Here is a 15154-nt window from a genome sequence, read left to right as displayed (position 1 = left end):
GCTTACACCATGCCGACCAGTTTTTGCGTCCACGCCAGCGCGGGATCGGCCTTCACGCCCTGCTTGCGGCTGTCGCCCGCGAGGAACCACAGGTAGTAGCTCTGCGCGCCCGGCGCGCCGGCGTAGGTGTGATAACCGTGCGGCATGGAGATCAGGCTGTTGTCGCGCACGACGTGGGTGTCGTCGAATTCTCCCTCGCTGCCGTAGTGGCGCAGGAAGCCGAAGCCCTCCGGAGCGGAGATGCGGAAGTAGTACATCTCTTCGTGGAAGACTTCCGCGCCATCTACCTTCTCGTGCTTGTGCGGCGGGTAGGTGCTCCAGTTGCCCGATGGGGTCAGCGTTTCGCCGACGATCAGGCTGGCGGCTGGACGGCCATCCGGCGCGGTCAGGATTTCGCGGAAGTGGCGCGTGTAGTTCAGCGTGCCCCAGGTGCCGGTCTTCACTTGTGCAGGCACGATCTCGTAGGGCTCGATGTCCAGCGACGACGGCGCCGACGGCATGGCGGCATCGAACATGGTCAGCGCCTCGACCTTGTAACTGGCGCCACGCGGCAGGTAGACGCTGTGCGGATTGCCGGCGAAGACGTTGGCGCGGCCGCCCACCGATGCGAACACCTTGCCGTTGACGGTGATGCGCGCGCTGCCGCCGATGGCGACCAGCAGGCATTCGCGGTCGTCCTCGATGCTGCCGACGTAGGTATCCCCAGCGGCCAGCACCAGACGCGAAAATTCCAGCAGCTTGCAGCTGTGGCCTTGCAGCGCCGAGAGGCCCGGTTCCTGCGTCAGTTGGTGAAAATGCTTATTCATGTTTGCTCCTGTTTCAGTAAGGGTGATGCGATCAGCGTTTAGGTTGGCCGGCGTCCGGCAGCTTCTTGGCGCGGCTGCGGTCCAGCGCTTTCTGCATATAGCCGATGGCGCGCTGGATGCCGGCCTGGTCGAGTTTCTTGCGATAGTTGTCGAAGTTCTCCAGCGGCTCGCGGCCGAGGATGAAACGGGTCGTCATTTCGGCGACGTAGATTTTCAGGTCGCTCATGATGGCGTTGAACTTGCGCGCGTCGGCCGCACCCACTTCCACGGCGGGCATCAGCAGTTCGTCCGATGCGCCGGACCAGATGCGTACAGCCTCCGCCTGTTCCGGCAGAGAGTAGAACTGCTTCAGGTAGCGCACGTCCTGCACCAGCGGGCCGCTCTGCGGACGGGCGTGAGCGAAGATCGCCTCCGCCACCGACAACTTGGGATTTTTTAGTATCAGGTCGGTGTAGCGCGGCTCGCTGTCCACCATGCGATAGCTCAGGCCTTCCTTGCCGAAGCTGAGCGCCAGGCCGCCCTCGCGGCTGTAGCCGTAGTCGAGATACTTGACGGTTTCGATCACGTGGCGGTTCTGCGTGCTGATGGCCGCGCCCACGCCAGGGTAGATCTGCCCTGCTTCCGGCCAGGTCAGGTAACGCTTGCCGTCGGCGGCCGTTGGATACGCCACAGGCGTCAGATGGAAGCCGGGAAAGCGCGCCTGATTCATCGCGGTGAAGCGCGCCAGGCCACTTCCGTTGTAGCCGGCATAGGCGCCGACCTGGTTGTTGGTCATCTTGGCGTCGAACTGGCGTTCGGTCTGCGACAGATAATCGGGATCGAGCAGGCCTTCGCTATACCACTGGCACATGGTGGCCAGGAAGTCGCGGTAGGCCGGATCAGCCGCGCTGTAATGGACCTTGCCATCCTTCTGGTAGAACTCCGGCGCCAGGCCGAAGCCCCCCAGGAAGACCCACAGCGGCGGCGGCAGACCCGGTACCTGCTTCTCGCCCGGGATGGTCAGGGCGGAAAACGGAATCTCGTCGGCGCGGCCGTTGCCATTGGGGTCGCGGGTCTTGAAGGCTTTCAGCACCTGGTACCAGTCGGCGATGGTTTCCGGCTTGGCCAAGTTGAGGCGCTCCAGCCAGTCGGCGCGAATCTGCGGGCCCCAGATGCTGCGCACCTGCGGATCGATGCGCAGCATGGGGAAGGCGTAGATCACGCCGTCGTCGGTGGAGATCTGGCGGAACACTTCCGGGTTGGCGTCCAACAGCGCCTGCAGGTTGGGGGCGTGGCGGCGGATCAGGTCATTGAGCGGGATGATGACGCCATCGCTCAATGCCTTGGCCGAGCCGCCGGGATAAGAGAACCAGTCGGCCTCGATCACGTCCGGATATTTGCCGGAGACGGCCAGCAGGTTGAAGCGCTCACGCTCCGCGCCCAGCGGCGGGTGATTGAAGTCGACCACGATGCCGGTGCGCGCGGCCAGTACCTGATAGGCGCTCTGCTCCGCGTAGCTGTTGATCGAGACGGCGGCCTTGCCGTTGAAGTTGGCGAACCAGCTCAGATGCAGCGGTTGCGTGACGATAGGCAGCGTGGGTTCGGTAGCAGAAGATGTTATCGTTACCATACACAACACAAAAAACAGGCGCTTGATGCTCATTCTTTGATACCTCCAACCAGGACGCCTTTGACGAAGTAACGCTGCAGGAAAGGATAGAGCGCCAGCACCGGCAGCGTCGCCACCACCACGGTGGCGTACTTGATCGTGGTGCTCAGCGCCTCGCGGCCGGCGGCCTGGCCGGTCATCATCGAATCCGTGCTGCCGGAAACGAGGATCTCGCGCAGCACCAGCTGGATCGGGAACATGTGGCGGTCGGACAGGTAGATCATCGAATAGAAGTAGCCGTTCCAATGGCTAACCGCGTAGAACAGCCCCACCACCGCCAGCGTCGGCATGCATAGCGGGACATAGACCTGCATCAGTATCGTGAAGTCGCCGGCGCCGTCCATGCGCGCGGCTTCCTCGTAGTCCTTGGGCACGGCGTTGAAGGCGGAACGCAGCAGGATCAGGTTCCAGGCGCTGACGGCGAACGGCAAAACGATGGCCCAGCGGCTGTCCAGCAAGCCCAGGTCGCGCACCAGCAGGTACTGCGGCACCAGGCCACCGCTGAAGAACATGGTGAAGATAATCAGCAGCATAACCGGCTTTTCCAGCATCAGCCGCTTGCGCGACAGGGCGTAGGCGCCAAAGCTGGTCAGCACCAGGTTGAGCGCCGTGCCGCCGACCACGATCAGCATGGTGTTAAAGAAGCCGCTGCGCACCATGGGGTTGTCCCACACGCGGTGGAAAGCTTCCAGCGACAGACCGCGCGGCAGCAGCATCAGGCCGCGATAGGACATCAGCTCCAGCGGATCGCTGAGCGAGGCGATCACCACGTAGTAGAACGGATAGAAGGTGATGAAGCACAGCGCCAGCAACAGCGCCACGTTGAACGTGTCGAAGATGGCGCCGGCCCAGCCGTTGCGCGGCTTCAGGCGGCGCAGCATCGGCAGCGCGCCTGGTGCGGCCGCTGGTTTGATCGTCTGCATAGCGTTACTCATGTCTGCCCTTCCCTTACCAGATGCTGTTGCCGGACCAGCGGCGGCTCAGCGCATTCGCGGCCACCAGCAGCACCAGCGCGATGGCGGAATTGAACAGGCCAACGGCGGCGGCGTAGCTGTAGTTGGCATCGAGGATGCCGTGGCGGTAGACGTAGGTGGAGATCACGTCGGCCGTCTCGTAGGTGCTTGGGTTGTAGAGCAGGATGATCTTCTCGAAGCCCACGCTCATCAACTGCCCCAGGCGCAGGATCAGCAGCGTCATCGTGATCGGCAGCAGGCCAGGCAGCGTAATGTGCAGCAGTTGCTGCCAGCGGTTGGCGCCGTCGATGCGGGCCGCTTCGTACAGCGAAGGGTTGATGCCCGCCAGCGAAGCAAGGTAGATGATCGAACCCCAGCCTATGCTCTGCCAGATCTCCGAACCGACGTAGATGCGGCGGAACCAGTCCGGGTTGTTCATCACCGCATCCGGCGTGGCGCCCAACGCCACCAGCATATTGGTCAACACGCCGTCACGGGCCAGAAAGTCCAGCACCATGCCCGACACCACCACCACCGAGATGAAGTGCGGCAGATAGGTCACGGTCTGCACGAACTGCTTGAAGCGCAGGCTGGTCAACTCGTTCATCAGCAGCGCCAGCACGATGGGCGCCGGGAAGCCGAGCAGCACGTCGTACACGTTCAGCATCAGCGTGTTGAGCATCAGTCGGTTGAAATACAGGCCGTTGAAGAACTGCCTGAACCAGTCCAGGCCCACCCACTCGCTGCCGGCCATGCCGGATGCGGGGTTGAAGTCCTTGAAAGCGATCAGCGCGCCGTAGACCGGCACGTAGTGGAACACCACGAAGTAAGCCAGCACCGGCAGCAGCATGGCATAAGCCCACTTGTTGTTGACCAGGTCGCGGCGCAGGCGCTGCATATACGTTGGTGCTGCTTTGGATGCGGGCATGTCGGCGTCCCTTTCAGTGCTTGGCGGCGGCGCGTTTGCCGCGCGGCGCCTTGCCGGCTACAGGTGCGGGGCCGGTCGATTCGCGCACCACCAGCTGGCTCGGGAACTCGGCGCGCTGCTGCGCGTCGGCGCCGGTGATGCGGCGCAGCAGCTCCTGAACCGCCGCTTCGCTGATCGCGGTCAGCGGCTGGCGCAGCGTGCTCAGTTTCGGATGTACGTGGCTGGCGGCGGGAATATCATCGAAGCCGATCACCGACACGTCCTGCGGCACACGCAGGCCGTGAGCCCTCACCGCATCCATCGCGCCGAAGGCCATTTCGTCGTTGGCGGCGAAGATGGCGGTCGGCGGTTCGGCCAGCGCCAGCAGCTTGCCGGTGGCCTGAAAACCAGAGAGCTGGCCGAAATCGCCCGCAGCGACAAGCTGCTTGTCGACGGAGATGCCCGCCGCCTTGAGCGCGTCCGCGTAGCCGCGCTGGCGCTCCTGGCTTTGGCCGGTGTGGGCGGAGCCGCCGATGAAGGCGATGCGGCGGTGCCCCAGTTGCAGCAGGTGGTTGACGGCTTCGCGGCCACCCATGCGGTTATCGCCGCGTACCACCGGCAGCGTGGTCTCAGTGCGGCAGTAGTTGATGAGCACCATGGGCAGGCTGCTCTGCTCCAGCATGTCGATATAGCCGTCCTTGAGGCGCGGCAGGATGAACAGCAGTCCGTCGCAAAGGCCGCGCATGATCTGGTTGATGCCGCTGCGCGTGGACGATCCCAGCTCCTCGATGGAGTTGTAGATGATGAGGTCCATATTGTGGGCGCGAACGGCGACGCTGACGGCGCCGATGATTTCGTTAATCACCGTCGACTGCAGGTCGTTCACCAGCACGCCGATCACATTGGTGCGGCTGCCGCGCATCATCTTGGCCGAGATGTTCGGCGAGTATCCCAGTTCGCTGGCGGCGGCCAGTACCCGGGCACGGGTCTTCTCGGCGACATAGCCCTCCCCGCTCAGCGCGCGCGACACCGTCATTACCGATACCCCGGCTTGCTCCGCAACGTTCTGCAGTGTTACGGGTGCGGCGTCCGCACTCCCCAATTTAGCCTCTGGCACGCATCTCTCCTTGAATCCAATAAGATAACGTTACCACAAATTCTGATAAATTGGGAAATTTCGAGTATCGGCGTGGCCGGGAAGCCACGCCGACCGATTACAGGATTTGCAGGGTTTTGACGATCTTCTGGTCGCTCTTCTCGCCCGCGCCGGAGGCGGTGTTACGGCTCTCCTTGCGGACGGCGACCAGGCGGGTGCCAGCCAACGCATAGACGCTGGACTCTTCGTTCTTCGCTTCGAAGGTGACGACGATGAAGGCGCGGCCGTAGAAACTCTGCGTGATGCGGCTGGCGAGCGGCGTGCCGTCGGCCGCGATCCATACGTGCACCCGCCCCTCGAACTCCTTGACGTATTTGCGATCGCGGTCGCTCACCGCGTCGATACTCTGCGCGAAGGTCAACACGCGCGCGGGCTTGCCCTGATAGACGTCGGCCTTCTCGGTCAAAAGGCTGCTCTTCTCCAGCATGTGCGACAGGCTGCTCGCGGCGGAGATCATGGGCCGCAGGTCGGTTGGACTGAATTCGCGGGCGGCGTTCAGCGTCGGCGTCTTGGCGTTGGGATTGCGGGCGACGGCCGTGGCCTCGGCATCCAGCTTGGCCAGCATCTCGCGGCTGTAGCTGAGCTGCATGCCGCGCGGTCCATCCTCGATGGCGACTGCTGCCTGGCCATTGGTCTCGTCGGCGTCCTTGCCCTCGCCGTTGCGGCGCCATACGCTCGAATCCAGCGACACCTTCAACGGCGCAGGTTCCTGCAAGCGTTCCAGGGCCGCCTTCAGATCGGCCAGGCCGTCGGCGCGGGCGGCGGTGCCGGCCAGCGCCAGCGCGGGTATCAACATCAGGTGTGAAAAACGCATTCAATCCTCTTTTTCAGCTTGTTCCAGACGGCCCGCATTCATGATAACGGTTCTGCCGCAGCGCGCGGCGATGGACAGGTCGTGCGTCACCATGACCAGCGTCGAACCCCGTTCGCGATTCAGTGCGAACATCAGTTCTATCACCGCTGCGCCGGTGGCCGCGTCGAGCGCGCCGGTCGGTTCGTCGGCCAGCAGCAACGGCGGCTCGCATACGAAGGCGCGGGCCAGCGCCACCCGCTGCTGCTCGCCGCCGGACATATACTTCGGATAGTGCCGCAGACGGGCCGACAACCCCACCCGCTCCAGCATCGCCGCAGCCTTCTCCCTGGCCTCGTCGTCGCCGCGCAGTTCCAGCGGCAGCATCACGTTCTCCAGCGCGGTCAGGTGCGGCAGCAGATGGAAGGACTGGAACACAAAGCCCACGTTCTGCTGGCGGAACACGGCGCGGCCGTCTTCGCTGAGCTGGAAGATATCCGTGTTCTCCAACACGACCGTGCCGCTGGTCGGCAGGTCCAGCCCCGCCAGTATGCCCAGCAGCGTGGACTTGCCCGAGCCGGAAGCGCCGACGATGGCCAGCGTTTCCCCGCTCTGCACCGTCAGGTCGATATCGTGCAGGATGGTCAGCTCGCCGGTGGCGTCGGCCACCCGCTTGCCCAGGTTCCTGACCGCGATGGCAGGCCGCAGCAGGCTGGCGGCGAGATTCATATTCGTCATAACTACTCCTAATTTTCCCGAAGACTGAGTAATGGCGGCTGGTTCAGCACATTGCGTAAACCCGCCCATCCGCCGAACAAGGCGCACACAGCACCGGCTACCAGGCCGGCGGTCCACAACAACGGCGACCAATGCCATTCCAGATGAAAGCTGAAGCGCGCCAGCGCCCAGCTGGCGGCAGTGGCGCCACCGGCCGCCAGCAAGCCCGCCAGAGCGCCGGTCAGCAGATGCTCTATCCACTGCGCCTGCGACAGCTGCCCGCGCGTGGCGCCCAAGGCGCGCAGCAAGGCTGCCTGGCGCTTGCGCGCATCCAGCGATCCGGCCATCGCAGCGTACAGCACCAGCAACCCGGACGCCAGCGTGAACGCGAACAGGAACTCCACCGCCGCACTGACCTGCGCCAGCGTTTCCTGCATCCGCTGGAGGAAGGCGCTGATATCGAACACGCTCAGGTTCGGATAGTCGCGCGCCAGCAGGTAGGAGAAGCGCCGGTCGTCCTGGGGCACATGCACCGTGGTCGCCAGCGTCATGGGCATGCCGGCCATCAGCTTGGGCGACACCTCGAATGCGGCGCCTACCTGGTGCGCGCGCCAGTCCACCTTGCGCAGGCTGGTGACTTTGACGTTGAGCGTTTCGCCGGCCACATCGAAGGTCACACGGTCGCCCAGCTTGATGCCGAGGATTTCGGCGATGCCCTTGTCTACAGAGGTTTCCGCCGCGCTGCCGTCGTACCATCGGCCGGCCGTGATGGTATTGGGCGTCCGCAGCTGGCTGGCCTGCTCGATTTCGATTTCACGTTCGACCATCTCCTTGGCGCGCGGATCGTCCGACCTGGCGCGCTTGCCGTTGATGGCGATTAGCCTCCCCCGGCTCAGGACGTGCATCTCCGGGCGGCCGTAGCTTCTCAGACGCGCGGCCAGCTCCTGCTGCTGGTCCGGCTGGATGTTGATGATGTAGTGGTTCGGTGCTCCTTCCGGCGTGGCCTGCCGCCATGTCGCCAGCAGGTCGCCGCGCACCACCGTCAACAGCAGCAGGGCGGTGAGACCCAGCGCCAGCGCGACGATCTGCGTGACGTTGGCGGCGGGGCGACGACGCATGTCGGTGACGGCGAAGCGCCATGCGGGGTGGTCGAACAGGCCGCGCATCCGTTGCAGCGAGCCGATGCCCAGCCAGGCCACCAGGCCGAATACCGCACCGCACACCGCGAAGCCGGCGGCCGCGATCAGGCCGAGCATGACATCGCCGGTCTGCCACACCAGCAGCGCGGCGAACATGGCGGCGCCCAGCACATAGCTGGCGACCGTGCGCGCCTGCGGCGCTTCCTGTTCGCGGCGCAGCAGGCGCACCTGCGACACATTGCGCAACTGGAGCAGCGGCGGCAGCGCGAAGCCAAGCAGCAGCACCATTCCTGCCGCCAGCCCCTGCAACGCCGGTTGCCAGCCTGGCGGTGGCAGGTCGGCGGCCACCAGCTTGCCCAGCCACTCCAGCAACACGAAGTGGCTGCCAAAACCGAGCAACACGCCGCCCACGCTGCCGGCCGCGCCGAGCATCAGGAACTCCAGCAGATACATCCGCATTTGCTGCGACTGCGTCTGGCCCAGGCAGCGCATCACGGCGCAAGCGTCGAGGTGGCGCTGCATGAAGCGGCGTGCAGCCATCGCCACCGCTATCCCCGCCAGCAGCGCGGACAACAGGCTGACCAGCGACAGGAACTGGTGCACCTGCTCCTGCATGGACTGACTGTCCTTGCCCATGGAGGCGATCGAATTGATTTGGATGCCCAGCTTGGGCGCGGCCGCGACGCGGGCTTTGATCCATTGTTCAAACCCCGCGACCTGTGTCGGCTCGCCGGCCAGCAGCAGGCGGTGGGTGGCGATCGCATGCTGCTGCAACAGATTGGCGGACATCAGGTCGGCGGCGGACATCATGGCGCGTGGCGCCAGCGTGATGAAGGATGCGGCGGCATCCGGCTCCGATGCGATCACCTCCGCCACCGTCAGACTGCGATCGCCGATGCGCAAGGTGGAGCCGATGTGCAGGTTCAGCGCCGCCGTCAACGTCTGGTCCACCCACACCGTTCCAGGCTTGGGGGCGCCGGCGGCGATAACGTCCGGCTGGCCGTCGTGGCGCAGCTTCATATGGCCGCGCAAGGGATAGGCATCGCTTACGCTCTTCAGCGCGACCAGCATGGACAGCCCGTCTTCATCCTTGCCGGCGACGGCCATGTTCAGCATGGCGACCGTGTCGGCGCTGCGCAGGCCGCGCCGTTGCGCCTCGGCATACACGTCGGCCGGCAGCGGCTGATCGGAGGCCAGCACCAGATCGGCCGCCAGCACCTGGCCGGCGTTGCGCGCAATGCTGGCACCCATGCGCGCGGTGAAGAAGTTCACCGACGACAGCGCAGCCACTGACAGCATCAGCGCCGCCAGCAGGAAGCGCAGCTCGCCCGCGCGCCAGTCGCGCAGCATCATGGAAAACGATAGTCTGAACATCTGATCTGGTCCCTGCCTCAAAGATAGCAGCATGCCTAAACCCGGGCCGGCAAGCTGCGGAAATGCGACGAATCGACATCTGCCGCGATGGTTTGCAAAAATGAACGTCTGGGCCGTATGCGGCGGGATTCCGCCGACATGCCTATAATCGCGGACGCCCTCTCAATCCTGGAGCAATCGACATGACCTATCTCGCATCGCCGCGACGCTATGAAGCCATGCAGTACCGCACCTGCGGCCGCAGCGGCCTGAAACTGCCACTGATGTCCCTCGGACTGTGGCATAACTTCGGCGACACCAACACCCTCGCCTCGCAGCGCGACATGCTGCGCACCGCCTTCGACCTGGGCATCACCCACTTCGACCTAGCCAACAACTACGGGCCGCCCTACGGCGCCGCCGAAACCAACTTCGGCCATCTGTACAAGGAAGACTTCAAGCCTTACCGCGATGAGCTGATTATCTCCACCAAGGCCGGCTGGGACATGTGGCCCGGCCCCTACGGCCAGGGCGGCGGTTCGCGCAAATACGTGCTGGCCAGCCTGGATCAAAGCCTGCAACGCATGGGCCTCGACTACGTCGACATCTTCTACTCGCACCGCTTCGACCCGGACACGCCACTGGAGGAAACCATAGGCGCACTGGCGCATGCGGTCCAGCAGGGCAAGGCCCTGTACGTGGGTGTGTCGTCCTATTCCGCCGAGAAGACCGCCGAAGCGGCGCGCCTGCTGGCCGAGTGGAAGGTGCCGTGCCTGATCCATCAGCCGTCCTACAATATGCTGAACCGCTGGATCGAGGAAGACCTGCTCGACACGCTGGCCAGCCAGGGCATGGGCTGCATCACCTTTACCGCCCTGGCGCAGGGCATCCTGAGCGACAAATACCTGAACGGCGTTCCGGAAGACTCGCGCATCAACCGCCCGGGCGGCGGCTCGCTGCAAAAGGCCCACCTGAGCGACGAAAACCTCGAACGCGTGCGCGGCCTGAACGAGATCGCCAAGGCGCGCGGCCAGACGCTGGCGCAGATGGCGCTGGCCTGGGTGCTGCGCGATCCACGCATCACGTCCACGCTGATCGGCGCCAGCAGCAGCGCGCAGATCCGCGAGAACGTGGCGGCTTTGCAGAACCTGAGCTTCAGCGCCAGGGAACTGGCGGACATCGATGCGCTGGCCAAAGAAGGCGCCATCAATCTGTGGGCAGGATCGTCCAGCCACAAATAAGCTCTACTTGCCCGCCAGCTGCGCGGCCGTGGAGGCCTGCTCGCGCAGCTGGTACTTGCGAACGACGCCGTCCTTGTCGAACAGGATGGCCAGTTCGTGCACGCTGCGCGTGGCCTCCGCCACTGAGACCACGTTGCCGACCACCGGCAGCCAATGCAGCAGCTCCGGTATGGCGTGCTTGTCGTCGTAGATCCAGACTTCGTAACCGTTGTCGAAACGGGTGGCGCTGCCCTTGCCCAGGGTGCGCGCCACATCCGCCTTGGTGGTAACGCCGGGCCGCAGCTGTTCCCGCAAACCCTCGCTGGTGCTGGCGGCGGCCGGAATGTTCGGCGCCACGACGGCGCAGGCGGACAGCAGCCCGGCGACGCAAGCCAGGCAGGCCATGGTCAATCCGCGGCTCATGGATGCACCTCGCTGTTCATCGCCATCGCCGGCTCATCTTCCATAAATTCGAATTCCAGCAGCGTGTCGTCCGGCCAGCTGGCGTCGCTGATCTGCAGCCAGTAGCTGCGGTCAGTCAAGTAGGTATCGTAGAACATGCGGTACACCGCCGGTATGCGGTTCAGGTACAGCTGGTCCGAGAAGAACTGCTTGCGGCGCGCGCCGTCGATCATCGTGATGCCGAAGATGGCGCGCGGCGCCACGTCCAACCAGCCGCCGCCCAGCTGCGTGCAAACGTCGAAGGTGGCGTTGACCAGCAGGTAGGCTGGCGGCTTGGCGCCGTTGAGCAGATCGACTTCGCGGTTGACCTGGCATTCCAGCCGCAGATCACCGAGCCGGCGCTGGTTGACCGCCAGCCCCGGCGTGCGGACATCGACGCGCCAGGCCAGGCTGCCGCTCTTGCGGTTGGTGCGTACCACGGCTTTCGCCGCTGCCGCCACCTCATCGCGCGGCAGGGCAAAGCTGTAGTCGGCGTCCAGCGCCAGCGGAGCGCTGCCCTGGTCGCCGCGCAGTTGCACGGTCAAGGGTCGCGTCGGTTCCGGCGCCAGCGGGAACAGCTTGTAACGCAGCCTGCCTTGCGGCGCCAGCGCGCGATATTTTTCGAAGGCGTCCAGCCCTTTCAACAGCCGGCGATACGACACCTCGTCCGCATCGACCATGCCGCTCACTTCCACTTGCTGCACCGGCTCCGGCGCCTGCTGCGCCATGGCGCCTCCGGCGGCCATGGCCGCACATAACATCGCACTCCATCTCATCGTCTGCTCCTCGGCAGTTCGGTTGATGCTGGATTGTAGGCGAGACAACCTTTGGCTCACCTTAAGATAGCTGCGGTTATACTCCCCGCATGCAAAAATTGAAACTGAACCTGGGCCAGCCGACGCTGGTGCGGCGCGTGATGCTGTCCCTGCTGGCGGCGTTCTGCCTGGTGTGGCTGGTGCTGATGGGACGGGAGCTTTCCGTCGCCATCGACCACGAAGACTTCGACCGCCGCGTGCGCGCCCTTGGCGACAATGTGCAGGTGACGCTGAACGGCGTGCAGAGCGAAGAGGCGGCGCGCACCGCGCTGGCCGCCACCTCCAATCTGATCAACCAGAGCTATCGCGACCAAAGCGTGCCTGGCATCCTGGCGCTCCAACTGTCGCGCGCGGACGGCACGCGCATCTACCTGTCGCCCGAGACGAAAGGCACGCCGTTGCCGAATCTCGGCGTGGACATCGGCAGCACCGAGATCGCCGGCCAGCCGTTCCGCATCCACCAGCGCCGCGTGGGCGCATGGACCGTGACCGTGGCGGCGCAGAAGATCTCCAACTGGTGGATATTGCGCCGCATGGGCGCGGAACTGGGCGTCAACATGCTGATCGCGCTGCCGCTGGTGGTGCTGCCGCTGTGGTTCGCGGTGCGGCGCGGATTGAAGCCTTTGCAGGAACTGTCGGCCCACATCGTCGGCAAGGGCGGCCATGATTTGACGCCGCTGAACATCGTGCCGAAGTACCAGGAGCTCAAACCGCTGGCGACGGCGCTCGATAACCTGCTGGACCAGCTGCGCCGCCGCGTGGCGCGCGAGACCAGTTTCGTGCACGACGCCGCCCACGAACTGCGCACACCGATGGCGGTGATCTCGGTGCAGGCCCACGTGCTGCTGAAGGCGCAGGACCAGGCGCAGCGCGACGAGGCCGAGCAGCGCATGGACCACGCCATCGCCCGCGCCTCCCACCTGGTGCAGCAGCTGATGGAGATGGCGCAGCTGGAGCGCGGCAACGAACAAGGCCTGTCGTTGCAAACGCTGGATGCGGCGCAGATGGCGCGGCAAGCCATCGTCGATCTGGCGCCGGCGGCGATGGAACGCGACATCGAACTGTCGCTGGAGGCGCCGGACGCGCTGCCGCATGCGCTGGACCACCACGCCTTCCTCTCCATCCTGCACAACCTGCTGCACAACGCGGTGCGCTACATCGACGACGGCGGACAGGTGACGGTGGAACTGGCCCGCGTCGACGGCGCGCTGCGCCTGGCCGTCAGCGACAACGGCCCCGGCATCCCCGCCGCCGAACAGGCACTGGTGTTCGAGCGCTTCTACCGCTGCGCGGGCCAGAACGTCTCCGGCTCCGGACTGGGGCTGTCCATCGTGCAGCGCGCGGCCCAGGGCCTGCGTGGCGCGGCGCGCCTGGAAGCCGTGCAGCCGCGCGGCTGCCGCTTCGTGGTCGACATCCCGGCCGCGTGACCGCAGGCGAATAAAGGCGTTAATATTGCCGGTACTATGCAATATCAACCAACAATCCGGGCGCACCATGGACCGTTTTAACGCGATGCGGATTTTCACCCGCATCGTCGAGCTGAAGAGCTTCAGCAAGGCGGCGGACGACTTGCAGATTCCGGCGGCCACCGCCACCTACACCATCAAGCAGCTGGAGGCGCGGCTGGGCGTGCGCCTGCTGCAAAGGACCACGCGCCACGTCAGCGCCACGCTGGACGGCCAGGCCTACTATCATCGCTGCGTGCGTATCCTGGCCGATGTCGAGGAAACCGAAGCGGGCTTTGGCAACAGCGGCGTGGCGCCACGCGGCAAGCTGCGAGTGGACTTGCAGGGCACCCTGGCGCAGCATTACGTGCTGCCACGGCTGGCGGAATTCTTCGAACGCTATCCGGACCTGGAGCTGGAGATCGGCATGGGCGACCGCCTGGTCGACCTGGTGCGCGACGGCATAGACTGCGTGCTGCGCGTGGGCGAGCTGCGGGACTCCAACATGGTGGCCCGGCGCGTGGCTACGCTACAGCAGGTCACCTGCGCCAGCGCCGCTTATCTCGACAAATACGGCACGCCCGCCACGCTGGACGATCTGGCCGGCCACCGCGCGGTCAACTTCTACTCCGCCAGCAGCGGCAAGATGTTCCCGTTCGACTTCATGGTCGATGGCGAGGGGCGCAGCATCACGCTGCCCGGCATTGTCACGGTCAGCAATGCAGACGCCTACGCGGCCTGCTGCGCCAGCCATCTGGGCCTGGTGCAGCTGCCGCGCTATCACGTCGCCGGCCTGCTGGAGAGCGGCGCTTTGCGCGAAGTGCTGGGCGCGTGGCGGCCCAAGCCGATGCCGGTATCGGTGCTGTATCCGCACGCGCGCCAGCTGTCGCCGCGCGTGCGCGTGTTCGTCGACTGGATTACGGACGCGATGTCGGCGGCGAGCTAGTACGCGACCAGTCGCGCCGCTCTCCCCGCTCGTCCGACGCGGCATCCCCGGCCTCCGCAACCTCGCGGAATTCGCCATCCACCACCGGGATGGTTTCAATGTGATCGAAGCCGATGTCCGCATCCGACGGCAGCGTTTCGACCTCCACACCGGCGCGCTCGCCCGTGCCTTCCGCATCGGTGTCGCTATCGAGGCCCACGTCCGGCTCACCGGCGACGTCGCTGCCACTGTCGGAGTTGTCGCTGGGGCCCAGCGCGCGCGTGCCGTGGCCGCGTCCCAGTGTGCGGTCGGTACCTACCGGAATATTGTCCGGGTCCAGGGTGCTGTCAGCCATGATCTGCTCCTTCCAGTGAAAACCCGATTGAACCACCGCCGCCGCCGCCCTTCCGTGCGGATGCGCGCATAAAGGCTATCGTGCCGATAGGTATTTTTTACTTTACAAATGTAATATTCATCTCTATAGTTACTCCATACCGCAGCCAACCAAGGAGTAACGCCATGAGCACCACGACCAAAAATCTGATCCGCGCCGCAGCCACCGCAGCATTCGCCATCGCCGCCACTGCCACCACCGTCACCAGCGCCTTCGCGCAGAGCACCGCGCCGGCCGCCGCCACGGCAACCGCCGCAACCACCAGCGCCGCGCAAACCGCGGTCGCCAACGGCGCGCTGGCGTCGACCACCAAAGCCCAACCGGCCGGCCTGACCCGCGCCCAGGTGCAGGCGGAATTCCTCGAAGCGCGCAAGAACGGCACGCTGATCGAGAACGAAGCCGACATGGATGTCGCCCAGACCAAAAAGCACTACGCCAAGTAATC

The 15154-nt window shown here is 65.0% G+C and carries 15 protein-coding genes; 4 read left to right on the top strand and 11 right to left on the bottom strand.

The genetic code is table 11. The features are described from left to right. Positions 1 to 2: 2 nt before the first annotated feature. From GEV02_RS07315 to GEV02_RS07280, 8 genes are all read right to left on the bottom strand, one after another. Positions 3 to 806, bottom strand: a complete 804-nt coding sequence (locus GEV02_RS07315) for a 5-deoxy-glucuronate isomerase (RefSeq protein WP_152837391.1) — start codon at positions 804 to 806, stop codon at positions 3 to 5. A gap of 31 nt (positions 807 to 837) precedes the next feature. Continuing rightward, entirely contained in the window at positions 838 to 2415 is a 1578-nt protein-coding gene (locus GEV02_RS07310) for a type 2 periplasmic-binding domain-containing protein (protein WP_174999005.1), read from the bottom strand. 29 nt (positions 2416 to 2444) lie between these two features. Further along, the gene (locus GEV02_RS07305) at positions 2445 to 3389 is read right to left on the bottom strand and encodes a carbohydrate ABC transporter permease (protein ID WP_152837389.1); all 945 of its coding nucleotides are present in this window, start codon (positions 3387 to 3389) and stop codon (positions 2445 to 2447) included. Between the two features lie 13 nt (positions 3390 to 3402). Next, complete coding sequence (locus tag GEV02_RS07300) at positions 3403 to 4335, bottom strand: ABC transporter permease (protein WP_235922684.1); 933 nt, start codon at positions 4333 to 4335, stop codon at positions 3403 to 3405. Between the two features lie 13 nt (positions 4336 to 4348). Next, positions 4349 to 5431 carry a LacI family DNA-binding transcriptional regulator gene (locus tag GEV02_RS07295; protein ID WP_152837388.1) on the bottom strand — a complete coding sequence of 361 codons (1083 nt, stop codon included), beginning with the start codon at positions 5429 to 5431 and terminating at the stop codon, positions 4349 to 4351. A gap of 97 nt (positions 5432 to 5528) precedes the next feature. Further along, a complete protein-coding gene (locus GEV02_RS07290; protein ID WP_152837387.1) occupies positions 5529 to 6284 on the bottom strand; it encodes a hypothetical protein in 756 nt (251 codons plus the stop codon). Further along, positions 6285 to 6998, bottom strand: a complete 714-nt coding sequence (locus tag GEV02_RS07285; protein ID WP_152837386.1) for an ABC transporter ATP-binding protein — start codon at positions 6996 to 6998, stop codon at positions 6285 to 6287. A gap of 8 nt (positions 6999 to 7006) precedes the next feature. Continuing rightward, complete coding sequence (locus GEV02_RS07280) at positions 7007 to 9490, bottom strand: ABC transporter permease (protein ID WP_152837385.1); 2484 nt, start codon at positions 9488 to 9490, stop codon at positions 7007 to 7009. 182 nt (positions 9491 to 9672) lie between these two features. On the opposite strand from GEV02_RS07280, the gene mgrA reads away from it, so the two are divergent. Then, positions 9673 to 10710: an L-glyceraldehyde 3-phosphate reductase gene (gene mgrA / locus GEV02_RS07275; protein WP_152837384.1), complete on the top strand. Its 1038-nt coding sequence runs from the start codon at positions 9673 to 9675 to the stop codon at positions 10708 to 10710. A gap of 3 nt (positions 10711 to 10713) precedes the next feature. Here mgrA and GEV02_RS07270 read toward each other — a convergent pair whose 3' ends face one another. Both GEV02_RS07270 and GEV02_RS07265 read right to left on the bottom strand, forming a co-directional pair. Further along, positions 10714 to 11112 carry a hypothetical protein gene (locus tag GEV02_RS07270; RefSeq protein ID WP_152837383.1) on the bottom strand — a complete coding sequence of 133 codons (399 nt, stop codon included), beginning with the start codon at positions 11110 to 11112 and terminating at the stop codon, positions 10714 to 10716. After that, the gene (locus GEV02_RS07265; protein ID WP_152837382.1) at positions 11109 to 11906 is read right to left on the bottom strand and encodes a hypothetical protein; all 798 of its coding nucleotides are present in this window, start codon (positions 11904 to 11906) and stop codon (positions 11109 to 11111) included. Before GEV02_RS07265 ends, GEV02_RS07270 begins: the two co-directional genes overlap by 4 nt. 89 nt (positions 11907 to 11995) lie before the next feature. Here GEV02_RS07265 and GEV02_RS07260 point away from each other — a divergent pair, with 89 nt between their 5' ends. Next, a complete protein-coding gene (locus GEV02_RS07260) occupies positions 11996 to 13372 on the top strand; it encodes a sensor histidine kinase (protein WP_152837381.1) in 1377 nt (458 codons plus the stop codon). Between the two features lie 67 nt (positions 13373 to 13439). Next, on the top strand, positions 13440 to 14336 hold the full coding sequence (locus GEV02_RS07255) for a LysR family transcriptional regulator (RefSeq protein WP_152837380.1): 897 nt from the start codon (positions 13440 to 13442) through the stop codon (positions 14334 to 14336). On the opposite strand, the gene GEV02_RS07250 is transcribed toward GEV02_RS07255, so the two are convergent. Beyond that, a complete protein-coding gene (locus tag GEV02_RS07250; RefSeq protein WP_152837379.1) occupies positions 14308 to 14670 on the bottom strand; it encodes a hypothetical protein in 363 nt (120 codons plus the stop codon). The two genes, GEV02_RS07255 and GEV02_RS07250, sit on opposite strands and share 29 nt — an antisense overlap. Before the next feature lie 164 nt (positions 14671 to 14834). Between GEV02_RS07250 and GEV02_RS07245 the strand changes: the two genes are divergently transcribed. Further along, a complete protein-coding gene (locus GEV02_RS07245) occupies positions 14835 to 15152 on the top strand; it encodes a DUF4148 domain-containing protein (protein WP_152837378.1) in 318 nt (105 codons plus the stop codon). Positions 15153 to 15154: the final 2 nt, after the last annotated feature.

Source organism: Rugamonas aquatica, from assembly GCF_009380215.1.
Classification (GTDB): domain Bacteria; phylum Pseudomonadota; class Gammaproteobacteria; order Burkholderiales; family Burkholderiaceae_D; genus Rugamonas; species Rugamonas aquatica_B.
The sequence above is the reverse complement of the archived record's forward strand: the minus strand, read 5'-3'. Positions and strand labels throughout refer to the sequence as shown.